12 protein-coding genes are annotated in these 20,786 nt (G+C 75.5%); 7 read left to right on the top strand and 5 right to left on the bottom strand.

Annotated features, from left to right (window positions below; all coding sequences use genetic code 11):
- Nucleotides 1-99: 99 nt before the first annotated feature.
- The 6 genes from ACZ4M8_RS02155 (at nucleotide 100) to ACZ4M8_RS02130 (ending at nucleotide 12,872) form a co-directional block, all read left to right on the top strand.
- A complete protein-coding gene (locus tag ACZ4M8_RS02155; protein WP_467602612.1) occupies nucleotides 100-4,491 on the top strand; it encodes a type I polyketide synthase in 4,392 nt (1,463 codons plus the stop codon).
- Nucleotides 4,488-7,811, top strand: a complete 3,324-nt coding sequence (locus ACZ4M8_RS02150; RefSeq protein ID WP_467602611.1) for a non-ribosomal peptide synthetase — start codon at nucleotides 4,488-4,490, stop codon at nucleotides 7,809-7,811. Before ACZ4M8_RS02155 ends, ACZ4M8_RS02150 begins: the two co-directional genes overlap by 4 nt.
- A gap of 147 nt (nucleotides 7,812-7,958) precedes the next feature.
- Nucleotides 7,959-8,909 (top strand): thioesterase domain-containing protein, encoded by a 951-nt coding sequence (locus tag ACZ4M8_RS02145; RefSeq protein ID WP_467602609.1) that lies wholly within the window; start codon nucleotides 7,959-7,961, stop codon nucleotides 8,907-8,909.
- Nucleotides 8,906-10,132 (top strand): cytochrome P450, encoded by a 1,227-nt coding sequence (locus ACZ4M8_RS02140; RefSeq protein WP_467602607.1) that lies wholly within the window; start codon nucleotides 8,906-8,908, stop codon nucleotides 10,130-10,132. Before ACZ4M8_RS02145 ends, ACZ4M8_RS02140 begins: the two co-directional genes overlap by 4 nt.
- Complete coding sequence (locus tag ACZ4M8_RS02135) at nucleotides 10,129-12,069, top strand: oxidoreductase (protein ID WP_467602605.1); 1,941 nt, start codon at nucleotides 10,129-10,131, stop codon at nucleotides 12,067-12,069. The genes ACZ4M8_RS02140 and ACZ4M8_RS02135 overlap by 4 nt, the downstream gene beginning before the upstream one ends.
- Nucleotides 12,070-12,365: 296 nt before the next feature.
- Nucleotides 12,366-12,872, top strand: a complete 507-nt coding sequence (locus ACZ4M8_RS02130; protein ID WP_467602604.1) for a DUF6624 domain-containing protein — start codon at nucleotides 12,366-12,368, stop codon at nucleotides 12,870-12,872.
- Between the two features lie 172 nt (nucleotides 12,873-13,044).
- Here the strand turns inward: ACZ4M8_RS02130 and ACZ4M8_RS02125 are convergent, their stop codons facing one another.
- From ACZ4M8_RS02125 to ACZ4M8_RS02105, 5 genes are all read right to left on the bottom strand, one after another.
- Nucleotides 13,045-14,004: a hypothetical protein gene (locus ACZ4M8_RS02125; RefSeq protein ID WP_467602603.1), complete on the bottom strand. Its 960-nt coding sequence runs from the start codon at nucleotides 14,002-14,004 to the stop codon at nucleotides 13,045-13,047.
- 151 nt (nucleotides 14,005-14,155) lie between these two features.
- Entirely contained in the window at nucleotides 14,156-15,568 is a 1,413-nt protein-coding gene (locus ACZ4M8_RS02120; RefSeq protein ID WP_467602601.1) for a hypothetical protein, read from the bottom strand.
- A 294-nt stretch (nucleotides 15,569-15,862) separates the two neighbouring features.
- Entirely contained in the window at nucleotides 15,863-16,786 is a 924-nt protein-coding gene (locus ACZ4M8_RS02115; RefSeq protein WP_467602599.1) for a PhzF family phenazine biosynthesis isomerase, read from the bottom strand.
- A gap of 154 nt (nucleotides 16,787-16,940) precedes the next feature.
- Nucleotides 16,941-17,774 carry an SDR family oxidoreductase gene (locus ACZ4M8_RS02110; protein WP_467602597.1) on the bottom strand — a complete coding sequence of 278 codons (834 nt, stop codon included), beginning with the start codon at nucleotides 17,772-17,774 and terminating at the stop codon, nucleotides 16,941-16,943.
- A gap of 89 nt (nucleotides 17,775-17,863) precedes the next feature.
- On the bottom strand, nucleotides 17,864-18,811 hold the full coding sequence (locus tag ACZ4M8_RS02105) for a DUF4429 domain-containing protein (protein WP_467602595.1): 948 nt from the start codon (nucleotides 18,809-18,811) through the stop codon (nucleotides 17,864-17,866).
- Nucleotides 18,812-19,122: 311 nt separating this feature from the next.
- Between ACZ4M8_RS02105 and ACZ4M8_RS02100 the strand changes: the two genes are divergently transcribed.
- A complete protein-coding gene (locus ACZ4M8_RS02100; RefSeq protein ID WP_467602594.1) occupies nucleotides 19,123-20,775 on the top strand; it encodes an alkaline phosphatase D family protein in 1,653 nt (550 codons plus the stop codon).
- The last annotated feature ends 11 nt before the right edge of the window (nucleotides 20,776-20,786 follow it).

Genomic DNA, 20,786 nt, shown 5'->3' with positions numbered 1-20,786 from the left:
CCCGACCGTGTGCCCGGCGCTCCGGCCGTCGTCGCCGGGGCGCCCGCCCGTAAGACAGCACTCCACACTCGATGAGTGGTGGCGCAGAGGAGTTCAGGGATGGCTGAGCGGATCGACCCGCGGCGCGGAGCGTCGCACGGCCCGGACGCGAGCCCCGGGGGGCCGTCGGCCGCGGACGCCGGAGAGCTGGAGGGCTGGCTTCTGGAGTGGGTGGCCGGGGCGAGTGGACGGGCGCGCGGTGAGATCCGCGCGGACCGGCGGTTCACCTCGTACGGGCTCGATTCGATGGCGCTGACCCGGCTGGTCGCCGAGGCGTCGCGGCGGATCGGGCGGCCGCTCGCCTCCACCCTCGCCTGGAGCTGCCCGACCCCGGCGGAGCTGGCCCGGCATCTGGCCGGAGCGGGCGAGCGGCCCGAGCCGGTCGCGGCGGCCGGCGGTGCGGCGCCGCGGGCGGTGGACGAGCCGGTCGCCGTGGTGGGGATGGCCGCGCGGTTCCCCGGCGCGCCGGACCTCGCCGCGTACTGGGAGTTGCTGACCGAGGGGCGCGACGCGGTCGTCGAGACACCGGCGGAGCGCTGGTCGGCGGATGAGTGGTACGCGCCCGGGGAGCCCGGCCGGATGGCCACCCGGTGGGGCGGGTTCCTCGACCGGATCGACGGGTTCGACCCGCTGTTCTTCGGGATATCGCCCGCCGAGGCACGCCAGATGGACCCCCAGCAGCGGCTGGTGATGGAGCTGGCGTGGGAGGCGCTGGAGGACGCCGGGATCGTGCCGGGGAGCCTGCGGGGGCGTGAGGCGGGGGTGTTCGTCGGGGCGATGTGGAGCGAGTACGCCGCCTTGACCGCCGCCGATCCGACCCGGCTGACCGCGCACTCGGCCACCGGCGGTGACCTCAGCATCATCTCCGCCCGCGTCTCCTACACCCTCGGCCTCACCGGGCCCAGCCTGACGGTGAACACCGCGTGCTCGTCGTCGCTGGTCGCGCTGCACCAGGCGCGGCGGAGTCTGCTCGCGGGGGAGTGCGATCTCGCGCTCGTCGGCGGCGTCAACCTCTTCTGCGACCCGGCGGGCACCGTCGCGATGTCGCACTTCGGCGCGATGGCCCCCGACGGCCGCTGCAAGGTGTTCGACGCCCGCGCCAACGGCTACGTCCGCGGTGAGGGCGGCGGGCTGGTGGTGCTCAAGGCCCTGTCGAAGGCGCGCGCCGACGGTGACCGTATCTACTGCACGCTGCGCGGCAGCGCCGTCAACAACGACGGGTTCAGCAACGGGCTGACCGCGCCCAGCCCGCAGGCGCAGGAAGCGGTGATCCGCCGCGCCTGCGCGGACGCCGGGGCCGACCCCGCCGCCGTGCGGTACGTCGAGACCCACGGCACCGGCACCATGCTCGGCGACCCGATCGAGGCCGGGGCGCTGGGCGCCGTCTACGGGCCGGGACGGGCGGCGGACGCGCCGCTGCTGCTCGGGGCGGTGAAGAGCAACATCGGCCATCTGGAGGCGGCCGCCGGGGTGGCCGGACTCGTCAAGACCGCGCTGGTGCTGCACCACCGTCAGATTCCGCGCAATCTGCACTTCGAGTCGCCCAGCCCGCACATCCCCTTCGCCGAGCTGGGGCTCGCGGTGCCCACCGAGGCACGGCCCTGGCCGGGCGCCGCGGACGAGGAGGCGTGGGCCGGGATCAGCGGCTTCGGCTTCGGCGGCACCAACTGCCATGTGCTGCTCTCCGGGGCGCCCCGGGAGGAGGCGGCGGAGACGGCGGGGACGACCGTGCCGGGGGAGCCCGCCGCACCCGCGGCCGTCGCCGGAACTCCCGCCGACGCCTCCGACGCCTCCGCCGGAACCCCCGCCCACGCCCCCGGCGAAACCGCCGGCCCCGTCTTCGTCTTCGGCGGGCAGGGCTCCCAATGGCCGGGCATGGCCGTGGAATTGATGGCGGAGCCGGCGTTCGCACGGGCGGTGCGGGAGTGTGACCGGGCGCTCGCCCCGCACCTCGGCGGGCGCAGCGTCAAGGACCTCCTCACCCTGCGCACCGAGCCGCTGGACGACACCGCCTCCGTACAGTCCGCCGTCTTCACCATGCAGGTCGCGCTCACCGCGCTCTGGGCGGACCGGGGCGTGCGCCCGGCCGCCGTGATCGGACAGAGCATGGGCGAGATCGCGGCGGCGCACGTCGCCGGTGCCCTCTCGCTGGACGACGCGGCGCGGCTGGTCGCCCTCCGCGCCGGACTCGTCGACGACCGGGCCCCCGACGGCACCATGGCGGTGGTCGGCCTGGACGCCGACGCCACCCGCGCCGCCCTCGCCGAACACGGCGCCGCCGACCTCGCGGTGGCCGTCGTCGGCGGGCCGGACCGTACCGTCGTCTCCGGCGGCCGCGCCGCGATCGCGTCGCTGACCACGGCGCTCGCCGCGCGGGACGTCACCGTCCGCCCGATCGACGTGGACTACGCCTCGCACTCGCCGCACATGGACCCGCTGCTGACCCCGTTGCGCAAGGCGCTGGCCGGGCTCGCCCCCGGGCCCGGCACCGTACCGATGTGGTCCACCGTCACCGGCGCGCCCGTCCCCGGCGAGGAGCTGGACGCCGGGTACTGGTGCCGCAACCTGCGTGAGCCGGTCCTCTTCGGCGACGGCATCGCCGCGCTCGCCGCCCGCGGCCACCGCCACTTCCTCGACGTCAACCCGCACCCCGTCACCCAGCTCGACACCGAGCGGATACTCGGCGGGCGCGGCGCGGCCCTGGTGTCGATGCGCCGCGGCGAACCGGCCGCCGCCCAGCTCGCCGGGACGGCCCGCGCCCTGCCGACCGGGCCCGCCCGCCCCGCGTGGCCCGCGCTGCTCACCGTCTCCGGACGCGACGAGAAGGCGCTCGCCGACGCGGCGCGCGGTATCGCCGGCCGTCTCGCCGCCGCCCCCGGCGACCTGACCGGCATCTGCCACACCCTCGCCGCCCACCGCGGCCACCACGAGCACCGGCTCGCCCTCGTGGCCACCGACGCCCGGGAGAGCGCCGCCGTCCTCACCGCGTACGCGGACGGGGAACGGCCGCCGGGCCCGGTGCGCGGCCGGGTCCGCGCCGCCACCACCCGGACCGTCTTCGTCTTCCCCGGGCAGGGCGGCCAGCACGCCGCGATGGGCCAGGAGCTGTACCGGCAGGAGCCCGCGTTCCGCCGCGCGGCCCACGCCTGCGCCGAACTGATCCTCGCCGAGGGCGGGGTGGACCTGCTGCCCTGGCTGACCGGGGAACGGCCGCTCGACCCGGACGCCATCGAGCAGGTGCAGCCCGCCGTGTTCACCGTCGGTGTCGCCCTCGACGCGCTCTGGCGGTCCTGGGGCGTCACGCCCGACGCCGTCGTCGGCCACAGCATGGGCGAGGCCGCCGCCGCGTACGCCTCCGGGGCGCTGTCGCTGCCCGACGCGGTCCGGGTGATCTGCCGCCGCAGCGCGGTCCTGGCCCGGCTGACCGGCCGCGGCGCCATGCTGCTGGTGGACCTCGACCCGGACACCGCCCTCGCCCGGGTCGCGCCGTACGCCCCGAGCGCCGAACTGGCCGCCGCCAACGGGCCGCGCGCCACGGTCCTCACCGGCGACGCAGCCGAGATCGCCGAGGCGGCCCGCAAACTCGACGCCGAAGGCGCCCTGGCCCGTGTCCTCCAGGTCGACGCCGCCGCCCACAGCCGCCAGGTCGAACCGCTCCTGCCGGACCTGCGCCGCGCCCTGAAGTCCCTGGCGCCCCGGGCCGAACAGGTCCCGTTCGTCTCCACCGTCACCGGCCGCGCCCACCCCGGCGAGGCCCTGGACGCCGGGTACTGGGCGCGCAACTTCCGTGAGCCCGTACGGTTCGCGGACGCCGCCGGGGAGATCGCCGGCGGCGGGCCGGTCTGCTTCGTCGAGATGGGCCCGCACCCGGTGCTCGCCCCGGCCCTGGCCGACCTCGTCCGCACCCGGCAGGAGGGCGCCGCGACCGGCTCGCTCCGCCGCGACGAGCCGTACCGTACGACCCTCACCCGCGCGCTCGCCGTCCTGCACACCGCCGGCGCCGACCTCGACTGGGACCGCCTCCCGCTGCCCGCGGGCCCCCTGACGGCGCTGCCCGCCTACCCCTGGCAGCGCCGCCGCTACTGGATCACCGACCCGCTGCCCACCGCCGAGGACGGCCCGGAGCAGGCGCCCGCCGCCGACCGGATCGCCGCCGCCTCCTCACCCGCCGAGGCCGCCGCGCTGATCCGCCGCCATCTGACCGTCCATCTGGCGGCCCTGCTCGGCACCGACCCCGCCGACCTGCGGGACGACGTCCCGCTGCTCGCGCTCGGCGCCGGTTCGCTCGCCGCCATGCAGCTGCGCAACACCCTGCTGGAGGACCTGGGAGCCGACCTGAAGGTCTCCCGGATCCTCGCCGCACCCTCACTCACCGCCCTCGCCGAGGAAGCCCTCGGCGCCACCGCCGGCGCACGCCACGTCCCGGACGCCCCCACGGAGGTACTGCTGTGACCGACCCCACGGACCCGGTCCTCGCCGCTCTCGTCGCCCGCGGCGGCGACCTGCGGGCCGAGGCGGGCGCCCTCCGGCTGCGCGGCCCCGCCACCGTCCTCACCCCCGAACTCCGCGCCGACGTCGCCACCCACCGCGACGCCCTCCTCGCCCGCCTCGCCGACCGGCGGATGCTGCCCCTCTCCGGCATCCAGCGCCGCCTGTGGTTCCTCCAGGAACTCGACACCACCGGCACCGGCTACACCTTCAGCTACGCCCACCGGCTGCGCGGCCGGCTCGACGCCGCCGCCCTCGACACGGCCCTCGGCGCGGTCCTCGCCGCCCACCCGGGCCTGCGCGCCGGATTCGCCGAACTCACCGGCCATCCCGTGCAGTTCCTGCCCGACACCGCCACCGTCACCACCACCGTTCTCGACCCGGGCCCGGACGGCGACTGGGCCGCGCCGCTGCGCGCCCACCTCGTCCGCCCCTTCGACCTGTCCCGCCCGCCGCTGCTCCGCTCCGCGCTGGTCCGCCTCGGCGACGACGACTGGATCTGGGGCGTCACCGTCCACCACCTCATAGCCGACGGCTGGACGTACGGCCTGCTGCTCGACGGCGTCTCCGCCGCGTTCGCCGGCACGGCGATCGAACCGGCCGCGGACTACCCCGAGTTCGTCGCCCACGAACGCGCCGTCGCCGACGCCCCGGCCCGCCTCGCCGCCCTCGACCATTGGGCGAAGACCCTCACCGACGCCGTCGCCGACGCCCCCGCCGACCTGCCCACCGACCACCCCCGCCCCCGCGAGCGCGGCTACCGCGGCGCCACCGCCTCGGCCACCCTGCCCGCCGCGACCGTACAGCGGCTGCGCGCCCTCGCCGAGGCGGAGGGCACCACCCTCTTCGCCGCGCTCCTCGCCGTGCACGGCGTGATGCTCGCCCGGCACACCGGCGCCGGCCGCGCCCTCGTCGGCACCCCGTACGCCAACCGCCCGGACGCCCGCTTCCACACCACCGGCGGCTGCTTCGTCTCCACCCTCGTGCTGCCCGTCGACCTCACCGGCGGCCCCACCTTCCGCGCCCTCCTCGCCGGCACCGGCCGCACCTGCCACACCGCCTGGGACCACAGCGACTACGCCTACGAGCAGCTCGTCGAACGGCTCGCCCCGCAGCGCGACCCCAGCCGCAACGCCCTCTTCCAGACCTTCCTCGCCCTCCAGGACCTGCCGGGCGGCCTCGACCTGCCGGGCCTGACCTGCGCACCCGTACCGTTCGACGCCGGCACCACCCAGTTCGACCTGGAGGTGTACCTCACGCCTGCGCCCGGCGACACGCTGGAGCTGGAACTGCGCTACCGCACCGACCTGTTCGACCCGGCCACCGCGGACGGCTTCGCCCGCCGCTGGCAGCAGCTCGCCACCCGCCTCGCCGCCGACCCCGACGCCACCACCACCCGCGTCCCCGTCCTCTCCGACACCGACCGCCAGGCCCTGGCCGCCGCCAACGACACCGCCCGGCCCTACCCGCACGAGGCCACCGCCGACGCGCTGTTCGCCGACCGGGCCGCCCGCACCCCCGACGCCACCGCCGTACGCTGCGGCGACACGGAGTGGACCTACCGCCACCTCGACGCACGCGCCGACGCCCTCGCCGCCCTGCTGCACACCGAAGTACCCCCGGGTGACCGGGTCGGCATCCTCATGCACCGCTCCGCCGACATGGTCGCCGCCGTCCTCGCCTCCCTGCGCGCCGGTACGCCCTTCGTCCCGCTCGCCCCCGACCTGCCCGCCGCCCGCCTGGCGCAGCTCACCGCCGACTGCGGACTGAACGCCGTCTGGACCGGACCGGACACCGCCGCCCTGCTCCCCGACGGCGTCCGCCCGCTCGACGCCACCGCCCCCGCACCCGCCGGGCGGCCGCCGCGGGACACCGTCCCCGACCCGCGGACGACCGCGGCGTACACCCTCTTCACCTCCGGCTCCACCGGCGTCCCCAAGGGCGTCGAAGTGCCGCACGCAGCCCTCGTCAACCTGCTCACCACCATGACGGAGCGGCCCGGACTCGGCCCGGACGACACCCTCGTCGCCGTCACCGCGCTGTTCTTCGACATCTCCCTGCTGGAACTGCTGGCCCCGCTGCTCACCGGCGCCACCCTCGTCGTCGCCACCGACGCCGAGACCCGCGACCCCGACCGCCTCGCCGCCCTGCTGGAACGGCACGCCGCCACCGTCGCCCAGGCCACCCCGTCCACCTGGCGGATGCTGCTCGACTCCGGCTGGACCGGCCGCGCCGCGCTGCGCGTCTGGTCCGGCGGCGAAGCCCTCAGCCGCGACCTCGCCGACCGGCTGCTCGCCGCCTGCGCCGAGGTGTGGAACCTCTACGGCCCCACCGAGACCACCATCTGGTCCGCCCGCTGGCGCGTCACCCCCGGCGACGGCCCGGTCCTGCTCGGCGAACCCGTCGCCAACACCACGCTGCACGTCCTCGACCGGCACGGTATGCCCGTACCGCCCGGCGTCCCCGGCGAGCTGTACATCGCCGGTGACGGCCTCGCCCTGGGCTACCTCCACCGGCCCGACCTGACCGCCGAACGCTTCGTCACCCTCGACACCGGCGACGGCCGCCCCGAACGCGCCTACCGCACCGGCGACCTCGTCCGCCGCCTGCCCGACGGCACCCCCGTCTACCTCGGCCGCACCGACGACCAGCTCAAGATCCGCGGCCACCGCATCGAACCCGAGGAGATCGAACAGGCCCTGCGCCGCCACCCGGCGGTCCGCGAGGCCGTCGTCGTCCCCGCCGACGGCGACACGCTCATCGCCCACCTCCTCGCCACCGACCCCGCCGCCCCGCCGACCGAGGACGCCCTCACCGCCCACCTCGGCGGACTGCTGCGCCCCGCCCTCATCCCGCAGCGTTTCGTCTGCCACCCCGACCTGCCCCGCACCGCCAACGGCAAGACCGACCGGGGCGCCCTGCGCCGCACCGCCGTGCCCGCGCCCCGCCCCGCCACCGCCGTCGCCGCACCCCCCAGCACCCCGGAGGAGCGGACCGTCGCGGCGGTCTACGAAGAGGTCCTCGGCACCACCGGCATCGGCCGGTACGACGACTTCTTCCGCCTCGGCGGTCACTCGCTGGCCGCCACCACCGTCCTGTACCGGCTGCGCGAGGCCACCGGCGTCCGCGTCCCGCTGCCCGCCTTCCTCCAGGACGCCACCGTCGCGTCCGTCGCCGGGCACCTGCGGCCCGCCGACGACCTCGAAGCCGCCCTCGCCCTCCTGGAATCCCTCTCCGACGAGGAAGCGGCGGCCCTCCTGGCCGGGACCGACCCGGCCGCCTGAACCCGTCCCCACCGCGGCGCCCGGCCCCGGGCGCCGCCCCGGCGGCGGCCACCTCCCCAAGGGCCGTACGGCCCGGCCGCCGCCCGCGTTTCCCTCCCCACCCTTCCCGAACCGAGCTCCCCCTCGGTCCCCACCCATGGAGCCCTCATGACCGATCTCACCAACCGGGTCAGCGACCTGTCCGACACCAAGCGCCTCGCCCTGCTGCGGCTGCTCGCCGAGAAGAACGCCGAGTCCCGCCTGCTGGAGCTGGCCGGCTCCCACCTGAAGGTGCTGCGCGAGGGCACGCCCCGGCTGTTCTTCTTCCCGGCGACGGAGGGCAGCGTCGCCTACATGAGCGGCTACGTCCCGCACATCCCGTCGCCCTGGGGCGTCTACGCCTGCCAGTCGCCCGGTCTCGACGGCGACCAGGCCCCGACCACCACCGTCGAGGAGATCGCCGCCCGCGGCATCGAGGAGATCCGCCGCATCCAGCCGGAGGGCCCCTACTACCTCGCCGGCAACTGCATGGGCGGCCTGCCCGCCTTCGAGGCCGCCCGCCAACTGGAGGCCGCCGGCGCCGAGGTGCCGCTCGTCCTGCACCTGATGCCGACGTTCGCCCGCGCCTGGAAGGAACTGCCCGAGTCCGAATCGCTCCAGACCCGCGCCCTGCACGACTACGGCTTCATCATCGAGCGGCTGCTCGGCCACCCCGTCGACCTGCCGCTGGAGCGCATCGCCGCCGCCCCCGAGGAGGAGCGCACCGACATCCTCGTGGACTTCCTCGCCGCCCAGCCCGGCCTCGGCGGCACCGACCCCGAGGTGCTGCGTCACCGCATCGCCGTCTACCAGGCCAACCTCGGCGCGATGTTCGCCTACCGCCCGGCCGGCGGCCTCAAGGGCCGGCTGCACGTCCTGGCCGTCGGCGAGGGCACCCGCCGCGAGAACGTCGTCGACCCCGGCTCCCCGTACGCCAAGGCCCTCGGCGCCATGGACCCCGCCCGCGTACAGATCGACAAGATCGACGCGGAGGCCAGCACGCTCTTCGACTGCGCGGAGCCGCACATGTCCCGCGTCGGCACCGCCCTGCGCGCCGCGGTCGACGGAGCCGCCCGATGAGCTGCCCCGTCAGCGCGGGCTACGACCCGCTCGCCCCCGCCTTCCTCGCCGACCCCTTCCCGCACCTCGCCGAACTCCGCGAAGAGGCCCCGGTCTTCCACCACCCCGAGCTGGACATGTGGGTGGTCACCCGGCACGCCGACATCGAGCGGATCATGAAGGACCACCGGACCTTCTCCGGCGCCAACACCCAGGAACCGGTCTTCCCGCTGAACGAGGAGGCCCGCGCCCTCCTCGCCGACGGCTTCGGCACCAGCCCCACCATGTCCAACGGGCCCGAACCCAAGCACAGCCGGGTCCGCTCCCACTGCCTGAAGGTCTTCTCCGCCCGCCGCCTCGAAGTCCTCGCACCGACGATCCGGGCCCGCGCCGACGAACTCATCACGCGGATGCTGACCCGCCCCCGCTTCGACGCCGTCAACGAACTGACCTACCCGCTGCCCGCCTCCGTGGTCTTCGCGCTGATCGGCTTCCCCGCCGAGGACACCGTGATGCTCAAGGAACTCGCCGCCGAACGGATGGTGTTCACCTGGGGCCGCGCCACGCCCGAGCAGCAGACCGACGTCGCGAAGTTCATGGTCCGGTACTGGAAGTACTGCGTCGACTTCGTCCACCGGCGGGTCGCCGAGCCCCGCGACGACTTCACCAGCGACCTCGTCCGCGTCCACCTCGCCGACCCGGAGGCGCTGACCGTCGACGAGATCACCAACGTCATCCACGCGATCAGCTTCGCCGGCCACGAGACCACCACCAACGTCGCCACCAGCGCCCTGCTGCGGCTGCTCTCCGACCGCACCCAGTGGAAGGCGCTCTGCGCCGACCCCTCCCTCGTCCCGCAGGCCGTCGAGGAGGCGCTGCGGTACGACCCGAGCCTCTTCACCTGGCGCCGCAAGACCACCCGCGCCGTCGACATCGGCGGCGTCACCGTCCCCGAGGGCGCCAAGCTGCTCCTCCAGATCGGCTCGGCCAACCACGACCCGCAGGCGTTCGAGGACCCCGAGGCGTTCGACATCCGCCGCGAGCCCGCCCGCCACCACCTCACCTTCGGCCGCGGCATCCACTACTGCTTCGGCGCCCCGCTGGCCCGTATGGAGATCGGCACCATGCTGGAGCTGCTGACCGAACGCGCCCCGGACCTGCGGCTGGCCGGGGAGCCCGTCGACTACCCGAAGAACATCTGCTTCCGCGGCCCGACGGAACTCTGGCTGGAGCACGACGCATGACCGCCGCCACCGCCTACGAGCGGCTGTTCACGCCCATGGCGCTCGGCCGCCGCGAGGTCAAGAACCGCATCGCCTTCCCCGCGATGATCACCGGCCTGGGCGCCGGGAACCTCCCCACCGACCGCACCGTCGCCGCCTACGCCCGGATGGCCGCCGGCGGCGCCGGGATGATCGTCTCGGAGGCGCTGGCCGTCGACCCGACGTCCGCCCCCAAACCGTTCGCCCTGGTCACCTACGACCCGGCCGGACACGACGGCTTCGCGCGGATCGCCGACGCCGTCGAGGGCGCCGACTGCCGGATGATCGGCCAGCTCTACCACCTGGGCCGCAGCCAGCTGTGGACCACCGACGGCGCCCGCCCCATGGGCCCCTCCGCCCTCCCCGACCACTACAGCCGCACCATGCCGCGGCCCATGACCCACGGCGACATCGCCCGGCTCACCGACGCGTTCGCCCGCTCCGCCGCCATGCTCGCCGCCCGCGGCTTCTCCGGCGTCGAACTCCACGCCGCCCACGGCCACCTCCTCTCCCTCTTCCTCTCCCCGTGGTCCAACCACCGCGAGGACGAGTACGGCGGCGACGCCACCGGCCGCTCCCGCTTCCTGCGCGAGATCGTCCAGGCCATCCGCGCCGCCACCGGCCCGGACTTCGTCATCGGCCTGAAGATGCCGGGCGACGAGGGCGTACGCGGCGGACTGCGGCCCGCCGACGCCGCCGAGGTCTTCACCCGCCTCCAGGAGGGCGCCCCCGTCGACTACGTGTGCTTCGCCCAGGGCACCATCGCGCCCAGCTTCGGCGACCACATCCCCGACGCCGCCTATCCGCCCAGCCCCTACCTGGACCTCCAGCGCGAGGTACGGGAGGCGGCCGGGGGAGTGCCGGTCGTCGCCGTCGGCCGGATCCGTACCGCGGCCGAGGCGGAGACCGCGCTGCGCACCGGCGCCGCCGACCTCGTCGCCCTCGGCCGGGCCCTGGTCGCCGACCCGGACCTGCCCCGCAAGGCCCGCGCGGGCCAGGAGGAGCTGATCCGGCCCTGTGTGTACTGCAACGCCTGCTGGGGCGAGGTGCACACCGGCCGCCCGGCCGCCTGCCCCGTCAACCCGGCCTTCGGCCGTACCGAGAAGGAGGCCGAGCCGCCCGCCCCGGCGGCCACCCCGCTGCGGGTGACCGTCGTCGGCGGCGGCGTCGCGGGCCTGGAGACCGCCCGGGTCGCCGCCGACCGCGGCCACCGCGTGACGCTGCTGGCCGGGCACCGTCTCGGCGGCCGCACCCGCGCGGAGGCGGCGCTCCCCGGCCGCGGCGACCTCGCCCTGCTCGTCGCCGACCAGGAGGCGGCGGCCCGCCGCTCCGGCGTCGAGATCGTCCGCGGCGCCCCCGCCGGTGAGGCGGAGATACTCGCCACGGAACCGGACGCGGTCGTCCTCGCCACCGGCGCCCGGATGCGGCCACCCGCCGCCGGCGGCACCGCGATCGGCGACGTCCCCACCGCACCGGACACCCCGGCCACCGGCACCGCCGTCGTCCTCGCCGAGGACGACTCCGCCGCGGCCTGCGCCGTGGCCGAACTGCTCGCCGCCCGCCACCCGCGGACGGTACTGCTCACCCCCCGCCTCGCCCTGGCCGAGACGGTCCCGTACACCAGCCGCCTCGGCATCCACGCCCGACTCTCCGCCGCCGGCGTCGAGGTGATCACCGGCGCGGCCGCGACGTCCCTGGACGGCACCACGCTCCGCTACGAGAACGTCTTCAGCGGCGAACGCGCCACCGTCGACGGTGTCGGCCAACTCGTCTGGTCCACCGCCCGCGTCCCCGCCGACGACCTCGCCGCCCCCCTGGAGGCCCGCGGCCTGCCCCTCCACCGTGTCGGCGACGCCCACGCCCCCGCCACCCTCCTGGAGGCCCTGACCCAGGCCCGTACGGTCGCGGCGGAGCTGTAGCCGGGGCCGAGCACGGCGAAGGGCCGCCCGGCGCACTCCCGCACCGGGCGGCCCTTCGCCACGTCCGGCCCCCGGACCCTGCCTGACGGACCACCACCGCGACCGCCCCGGCGACCCGGCCCGGCGCCGTCACCGCGTCCGTCTCCTCTTCCGTTTTCGGGGTGTATCCATCATCCCCGCGCGGAGGGCCTCCTGTCACCGTTCCCCGGAATGATCTTTACGTCCGATGCGCCCCCTACGCTTGCGGACAACAGGCGCACCTCGCGCAACGCCCCCCTTCGCAACGGGAGTTGAGAGTGACGTACGACGTCGCCGCACTGGCCGCGGAACTCACGGACATGGCCGCGGCCGACCACCGGTCCGCGGTCCACGCGAACAGCGACGACCCCGCCGGACAACTCGCCTGGCGGCGGCTGACCGCCCGGCACGGTGACCGGCTGGGCGAGATCATGGACACCTTCGGCTGGCCGACGGCGGCACGCGTCGGAGAGGAGGCCGCCCGCGCCGCCTGGCTGATCGCCCAACACGCCGACCGGCAGCTCGACATCCAGCGCCGCGCCCTCCACCTGCTGGAACAGGCGGTCGCGGCAGGCGACGCCACCCCACGCGAACTGGCCTTCCTCCGCGACCGCACCCGGGTCAACGAGGGCCGCGCACAGATCTACGGCACCCAGATCGCCGGCGTACGAAACGGGGCGCCCGTCCCGTGGCCCTGCGAGGAGCCCGACCGCATGGACGAACTCCGCGCGGCCGTCGGCATCGAACCCTTCGACACCTACGTCGCCAAGTTCTCCCCGGCCTGACGTCCGCCGGCCTGACGTCCGCCGGTCTGACGTCCCGCGCCCGTCGGCGCGGCGCGGGGCCTTCCGTTCACCTGCCACGCTCCGGCCCGCCTGACACGCTCCGGCCCGCCGGACACGGCGGAAGGGCCGCCCGGCGCGCTCCCGCACCGGGCGGCCCTCCTCCGCCGACGCCCTAGCCCCGCCACCGCACCCCGTGCCGACGGCGCAGCCGGTGGATCTCCCACCAGGCCACCGCCGTCACCGACACCGGGCCGCCGAGGAACGCGCAGACCGCGAGCGGCGCCGGGCCCGGCGGCAGACCGCCCGACCGCAGGCCGAGGAAGGCGAACGCCCAGACCAGGACGGTGGTGACCAGCGCGGGCAGCAGCGGGTGCAGGGCGGACAGGTTGAAGGCGTGCCGCAGCGCCGGGCCGGAGGCGAAGCCGAGGAAGAAGATCAGCCACCAGAACGGCGTCCAGCACACGAACAGCAGCGCCAGCATGGTCAGCAACCCGAGGTGGCCGGAGGCCAGACTCATCGCCTCGAACGCCATCGCGGCCCACAGCGGCACCAGCACCCAGGCGCCGAAGAACCACAGGGCGGACCGGCAGGCCGGCCACAGCTTCGTCCCCATGGCCCGCCGCGCCCCGGGCCGGGCCACCCGGAAGAGCACCGCCACCGCCACCGCCGCGCTCGGCAGCGCCACCCACGGCGCGAAGATCATCCGTTGCGTCACCTGCGACCCCGCGTCCGCCATGTCCTTCCACCCCCCGAACACGGCCAGCAACGCCGCCGACATGACGACAGCAACCCAGGCCCGCACCCGCTGCACCCGCAGCACCTCGCGGTCCTCGACGACCCCCTCCGGGCGCACGGGGAAGACCCGGCGCGCCAGCAGCCGTGCTGTCCGGGCCATCTGGTAGCTGATCAGCAGCGGCACGGTCAGCCACCACAGACAGGGAACGGCCAGTACCACGATCACCCCGGGGGAGATCTCCCCCCGCCGCCCCCGCAACACCTCACCCAGCGGCGGCCACGCGTCCTCCCGTAACCGCCACCACAGCGGTGCGTACGCCTGCGGTGGCGGGACACTCGCGGGCGGCGGGCCGTCGTACGGTGACCGCCCGGACGGGCGGGGCGCGTCGATGCTCATGGCGTCCTTCCCCGGTCCCGGAGAGGGACGCGGTACGGCCCGGCCACGGTTCCGGCCGGGCGCCCGGCACCCGGACGCGTCATGCCGGCCCCCGCCACCGGACATACGTCGGCCCCCGCTCCGTACGGACCGGGGGCCGGGGAGCTACAGGCTAGTGGGCGCTCTTGGTGCTCACCGGGAACCACGTGGCCCGGGACTTCTTCCACTCGTCGTGGGGGAGATCCTTGGCCTCGGTGCCGTCGCCGTAGAGGTCGGCGGAGCCGTCGTCGGTGAGGAGCTGGGCGCGGGCGCCGGGGGCGGTGAGGTCGGGGACGTCGACCACCGCTTCCCAGCCGCCGGGGTCCTTCGTCGGCAGGTCCTGTGCCTTGGCGGGCGCGTGGCCGGGGACGCCGTCCCAGGTGTAGAGGGCGTACGGGGCGCTGTTGTCCTCGGCGTCCCAGGAACCGGCGACGATCAGGTACTGGCCGGCCGCGTTCTTGCGGATGTCGCGGACGGAGAGGCCGCCGAGGTCCAGCTCCACGGGCTTGCCGACGGTGGCGCGGGCGCCGTCGGAGACGACCTTGTCGAAGTTGGTGACCGGCACCAGCAGCGCCTTGCCGCCCTTCTCCGGCGGCACCAGCGGCGCGCGGAAGCCGATGTACGCGGTGCTGGTGGAGCCGGGCGCGAACTCCAGGCCCTCGACGTTGAATCCGTCGATCTGCTTGGGCACCTGCCCCTCGGCCGTACCGGCGGCGAAGCCGTACTTGTCGCCGTGCTTCTCGTCCCAGGCCACCAGATCGTCCCGGAGCTTCTTGTACGAGCCGCCGAGCGCGAGGCGGGTCCCCGCGCCGGAGCCGCTGACCTCGGTGGTGAAGACGGTGGCGCGGTCCGGCTGGAACTTGCCCTTCTTGTTGTTGCCGAGCGAGCCCGTCCAGTAGATCGTGTCGCCGACGCGGGCCGCCGCCTCGATGTCGATCTCCTTGGAGACGCCCAGCTTGTCGCTGAAGTCCCAGGTCCTGAGCGGGGCGCCGCCCGTACGGCGGTCGTACAGGCGCAGCACGTTCGACTCGTCGTCGGCGATGACGACGTAGCCGCCGCCGACGTCCACGGCGGCCGACACGTCGCTGGAGCCGGTGAAGTAGCGGGTGTCGGCGGCGTGCTGGACGGCGGCGGACGCCGCGTAGTGCAGTGTGGCGGTGGCCGAGCCGCCGTCGCCGTCGGTGACCTCGATCGTCAGATCGGTGTAGCCGACGCCGCGGGCGGTGACGGTGAGGGTGCGGGTCGCGCCGTCGCCGCTGATGTGGACGTCCTTGGCGGTGGCCACCGAGGTGTCGGAACTGGCGCGCGCCGACACCTTCAGCGCCGCGGCGTCCCCGCCTGTCAGCTTGACCCGCACCGACGGGTCGCCGGTGGCGCCGACCGCGCCGGAGAGGTAGCCGGACGACAAGGAGATGTCCGGCCCGCCGGACGCGGCGGCGAGCGCGGTCCCGCCCAGCCCGGCGGCGGTGAGGCCGAGGACCGTGCCGAGGACCAGCGGTATCCGGCGCGGGGACCGGCGGGAGGTGGGGGAAAGACGACTGCGCACGGTGTGCCCTTCGACGGCTCCGGTGTCGCGAACAAGGTCCGCACAATGTCCAAGGCCGCCGCCAACAGCGGCCTCACCCCCGGGCGTACACGGGGTGAACGGCGGTCGGCGGCGCGGCCAACACGATACGGAGCGGTAGCCGCCCGCGACCATGGTCCGGACCACGCGGATTTCGGTCAGGTCCGGCGGGGGAGGGGCCGGGCGCCCCGCGCCGCGGGCGGGCCGGGCGCGGCGTCCGCCCGCCCGCGCCCCGAGGCCCCTTCCGCCCGTAACGCCCTTACCGGAAAGGGAAGTTCACTCCTCCGGCAGGGCGGTGGCGGTGCCGCCGACGTGGGCGCGGGGGTCGCCGTCGCGGAGTTCGACGGTGAGGAGACCGGGGCGGCCCAGGTCGTGGCCCTGGTGGAGGGTGAGGGTGACGGGCGCGGTGACGAGGCCGAGGGTGCGGGCGTAGGCGCCGAGGGCGGCGGCCGCGGCGCCGGTGGCCGGGTCCTCGACGACACCGCCGACGGGGAACGGATCGCGGACGTGGAAGACGGAACCGCTCTCCCGCCAGGCCAGTTGCACGGTGGTGAGATCCAGCCGCCGCATCAGCGCGGCCAGCCGGCCGAAGTCGTAGTCGAGGTCGGCCAGGCGGGCGCGGGTCGCGGCGCCCAGCACCAGATGGCGGGCCCCGGCGTAGGCGATACGGGGCGGCAGCGCCGGATCGAGATCGGCGGCGGGCCAGCCCAGCGCGGCCAGCGCCTCCGCGAGATCGGCCGGGGCGACGTCCGTGACGTACGGCTCGACGCTGCTGAGGGTGGCGACGAGGCGGCCGTCCACCTCGCGGACGGTGACCGGGACGGTGCCGGAACGGGTGGCGAAGACCAGCTCACCCGGGCCGTGGCGCTCGGCGAGGGCGACGGCGGCGGCGACCGTCGCATGGCCGCAGAACGGGACTTCCGCCAGCGGACTGAAGTACCGCACCGTGAACGCGCGCCCGGGGACGCCCAGCCCCTCGGGCGGCGCGGTGAGGAACGCCGTCTCGGAGTAGCCGACCCGCGCGGCGACGGCGAGCCGCGCCGCGTCGTCCAGCCCGGACGCGTCCAGCACGACACCGGCGGGATTGCCGCCGGCCGGATCGTCGGAGAAAGCGGTGTACCGCAGAACTTCGGGCCCGGCGGCGGCGCGCACCGCCGTGCCGGTGCCGCCGGGTGCCGTGGAACTGTCGTCGCGTGTCATGGCGGCGAGAACCCACCGGTCCGGCCCGCTATTCCCGAGACCGGCCCACCCGGGGCGGGGCACCCGTACGGGCCGGCGCCCGGCGTCCGTACGGCGCGCCGTACCGGGTGCGTTCCGGCCCCGGCGCGGGCGCGGTCCGTTCCGCCGGGGCGGGTCAGCCCCGCCCGATGTACGGCATGTTCGTCGCCATCACCGTCGCGAACTGCACATTGGCCTCCAGGGGCAGGGCCGCCATGTGGGCGACGGTGCGGGCCACGTCGGCGGCGTCCATGACGGGTTCGGGGGCGGTGGTGCCGTTCGCCTGGAGGATGCCGGTCCGCATCCGGCCGGTCATCTCGGTGGCGGCGTTGCCGATGTCGATCTGCCCGCAGGCGATGCGGTACGGACGGCCGTCCAGGGAGAGGGACTTGGTCAGGCCGGTCATCGCGTGCTTGGTCGCCGTGTACGCGACGGAGTGCGGGCGCGGGGTGTGCGCGGAGACCGAACCGTTGTTGATGATCCGGCCGCCCTGCGGATCCTGCGCCCTCATCGACCGGAAGGCGGCCTGCGCGCAGAGGAACGCGCCGGTGAGGTTGGTGTCGACGACCGCCCGCCAGTCGTCGGCGGACAGTTCGTCCAGCGGGACCGCGGGCCCGAACATCCCGGCGTTGTTGAACAGCAGGTCGACGCGGCCGAAGCGGTCGCGCACGGCGGCGAAGAGGGCGTCCACCTCGGCGGACCGGGTGACGTCGGTGGGCAGCGCGTGGGGCGGCGGCCCCGGGGGCGCGGTCGCCGCCGTCTCCGCCAGGGCCCCGGCGCGCCTCCCGGCGAGCGCCACCCGCCAGCCCCCGGCGATCAGGGCGTGCGCCACGGCCCGCCCGATACCGGAGCCCGCGCCGGTGACCACCGCGACCCGGCCCTCACCCGCGTCCGGACCGGCCGGCCCGCCCGCTCCGTACGTCTTTGGCCCCGGTCCGGCCGGTGTCCGCTGTGCCTGTACCTGTGCCATGGCGGCAGGGTAGAACCCGCGGCCGACGGGCGGCGGGGTGTCTCAGGGGGTGGCCGGGAGAGGGGGCGGGGCCGGGGTGACCGCGCTTCTCACCCTCCGTGGAACCGCTCCAGCACCGCCGCCTTCGCCGCCGCGAACTCCTCCTCCGTCAGGATCCCGTCCCGCCGCAGCTCGCCCAGCTCCCGCAGGCGCCGCAGCAGCACGTCATGGTCCTCGGCCGGAGCCCCCGGCCGCGCCGCGCCCCCCTGCGGCGCGGCGGCCCGGAGCGCCGCGGACGGGCCGTGGGCAGGCGCGGACCCCGGCGCCGCCGCCCCGCCCGGGGACCCCCGCCCCGGCGCCTCGGGGTGCGGCAGCCGGGCGGTGACCGCCGCCGCGACGAGGGCGGTGCCGCTCTCCTTCTTGAAGCCCCACAGCTCGATGGCGTGCGGATCGTGTTCCGGTGTGACGGACGGCTTCACGCCGTGCGGCCGGAAGCGCAGGAACCCCGATTCCAGCCCGGCCGACGGCTGCCACTCCACCGCCGCCAGCTCGCCGAGGGCGAACTCCTGGGGCCCGGCGTTCTTCTTGTGCTCGGTGGTGTTCCAGCGCCAGGTGACGGTCACACGTTCCCCGTCGAACGTCGCGGTGCCGTCGACGCCCGCCCCCGACACCGGCACCGGCGGACCGGACAGCAGATAGCGGTCGCACGGCCCCTCCGGGACCTCCTCCAGCATCATCGCCCGCCGGATCTCGTCGACGAAGTACTCCGCGACGCCGGTCCGGTCCGGGTCGACCGCCAGGTGGTACGGGCTCGCGTCGTCCGGCAGATGACCGCCGGTGGCCTGGAGCAGCGGATCGGCGCCGTCCCGCAGCCGCAGCCGCAACCGGCCGCCCTTGCGCGCCGGTTCGTAGGAGATCCCGGCGAGGGCCGTCAGCGGGACGGTGAGTTCGCCCAGTTCCTGCCGCAGCCGGTGCACCCCGCGTTCACTGCCGGGCACGATGCGTACGGCCTCGCCGTCGAAGATCCAGGAGCCGTCCCGCGTCATCAGTTCTGCCATGCCGTGGAGCCTAATGAGCGGCCGGTACGGACGCCCCCGGGCCGACGGGTACGGTCCCGGGAACGCGCGCCGGGGCGTGCGGAACCACGGAACGCGCCCGGCTCCCGGGCCCCGGCGAGGGAGCGCCCGGCGCCCGGAACGCGCCCCCGGCCGCCGCCCGCGCGGCCCGTACCGCCCCCGCTTTGTCCCGCCCCGTCCGTTGCGGGCCGAGTTCTCACCGAGCTGTCATGTATGCGACGGGCACGGGACAGCGGCCCGCCGTCCACCGCCCCTGCAATCACCGGTGACAACCACCGTCAGGGGAGGGGCAGATGACCCAGCACGCAGCGCACGAGCAGGGGACGGCCGCGCACGACCAGGAGCTGCGGGACGCCGCCGCGCACGTCGGACGGCGGCGCTTCCTCACCGTCACCGGCGCCGCCGCCGCACTCGCCTTCGCCACCAACCTGCCGCGCCCCGGCGCCGCCCACGCCGCCGAGGCCGACCCGCGCCGCATCACCGAGAACCCGTTCACCCTCGGCGTGGCCTCCGGCGACCCGCAGCCCGGCTCCGTCGTCCTGTGGACCCGCCTCGCCCCCCGCCCCTACGAACCCGGCAGCGGCATGCCCGCCGCCCGCGTCCCGGTCCGCTGGGAGGTCGCCTACGACGAGAAGTTCACCCGCCTCGCCGGCCGCGGCCGCGCCGACGCCCACCCGGAGTTCCACCACTCCGTCCACATCGAACCCACCGGCCTCGCCCCGGACCGCGTCTACTACTACCGCTTCCGCGCCGGCACCTGGATCAGCCCCGTCGGCCGCACCCGCACCGCCCCCGCCCCCGGCGCCCGCAACACCGCCCTGCGCCTCGGCGCCGTCTCCTGCCAGGCGTACCACGACGGCTACTTCACCGCCTACCGCCACCTCGCCGACGAAGACCTCGACGTCGTCTTCCACCTCGGCGACTACCTCTACGAGTACGCCGTCCCCGCCAACGGCGGCGCCCGCAACTACACCGACCGCACCCTGCCCGACCGCTTCAACCACGAGACCGCCACGCTGGAGGACTACCGGCTGCGCTACGCCCTCTACAAGTCCGACCCCGACCTCCGGGCCGCGCACGCCGCCCACCCGTTCATCGTCACCTGGGACGACCACGAGGTGGAGAACAACTACGCCGCCGACATCAGCGAGGACGACGCCCCCCGCGCGCAGTTCCTCGCCCGCCGCGCCGCCGCATACCGCGCCTACTGGGAGAACCAGCCGCTGCGCCGCCCCCAGCTCCCGCGCGGCGCCGACGCCCGCCTCTACCGCCGCTTCCGCTACGGCCGGCTCGCCCAGTTCGACATCCTCGACACCCGCCAGTACCGCTCCGACCAGGCGTACGGCGACGGCTGGCACGCCCCCGGCCCGGAATCCGCCGACCCCGCGCGCACCCTCACCGGCGCCGCCCAGGAACGCTGGCTCCTCGACGGCTGGCGCTCCTCCACCGCCCGCTGGAACGTCCTGCCCCAGCAGGTCACCTTCTCCGAACGCCGCTCCACCACCGGCGACGCGTACAAGGTGAGCATGGACAGCTGGGACGGCTACCCCGCCTCCCGTGAGCGGCTGCTCGCCGGCGCCGAGGCGGCGGGCGCCGACAACCTCGTCGTCCTCACCGGCGACGTCCACGTCCACTACGCCTTCGACATCAAGCGGGACTTCGCCCGCCCCGACTCCCGCACCATGGGTGTCGAGTTCGTCACCACCTCGGTCTCCAGCGGCAAGGACGGCGCGGACAAGCCCGCCAACTGGGACGCGTACATGGCCGCCAACCCGCACATGAAGTTCTACAACGGCCGCCGCGGCTACGTGACCGTCACCCTCGACCACGCCACCGCCCGCGCCGACTACCGCACCGTCCCCGCCGTCACCACCCCCGGCGCCCCCGTCCGCACCGCCGCCTCCTTCGTCTCCGAGGCGGGCGCCCCCGGACTGAACCCGGCCTGACCGCTCTCCCG

Source organism: Streptomyces sp. NPDC027185 (assembly GCF_055567035.1).
Note: the sequence above shows the minus strand (reverse complement) of the source record. Positions and strands in the feature narration are given on the sequence as shown.